The sequence below is a fragment of the Flavobacterium sp. GP15 genome (assembly GCF_014281985.1).
Lineage (GTDB): Bacteria > Bacteroidota > Bacteroidia > Flavobacteriales > Flavobacteriaceae > Flavobacterium > Flavobacterium pygoscelis.
The window spans coordinates 1-392 of the sequence record NZ_JACFTC010000043.1 but is presented as its reverse complement, the minus strand read 5'-3'; the positions used below and the strand labels follow the sequence as shown (position 1 = coordinate 392).

At 30.4% G+C, this 392-nt stretch carries 1 protein-coding gene; it reads right to left on the bottom strand.

Annotation, left to right across the window (positions count from 1 at the left end; genetic code table 11):
* On the bottom strand, positions 1–339 hold a 339-nt coding region (locus H2650_RS15750; protein WP_188051782.1), incomplete at its 3' end, for a helix-turn-helix domain-containing protein.
* Positions 340–392 lie beyond the last annotated feature (53 nt).

The window sequence follows — 392 nt, the reverse complement described above, 5'->3', positions numbered from 1 at the left end:
TATAGGGTCATTTGGGTATAATATCTTGATTTGTCCAGCCATTAATTCAGGGCTAGTCCCTTTTAATAAACTTCTATAAATGAATATTTTAAGTCTGGGATGTGAGTTTATTTTATCTTGAGTTCTTTTGATTTTATTGTTTTCTAAAGCATACCAATGTGCTAAATCAGCCTTGTAGATGTCGGCTGGCTTTAATAACCAAAGTTTTAATTCTTTGGTAATGGTGGATCTGTTTCGATTTACTTGCTTTGCAATGTAGCTTTTGGACTTATTTTCCTTGAGTAAAGTCTCAATTATAATACGTTCTTCGAAGGATAATCTTTTATATTTTTTTTTCATAATTCAACAAAGATAAAATTTATCATTTGTTGCGTTAGGTTCTTGAATTCTCC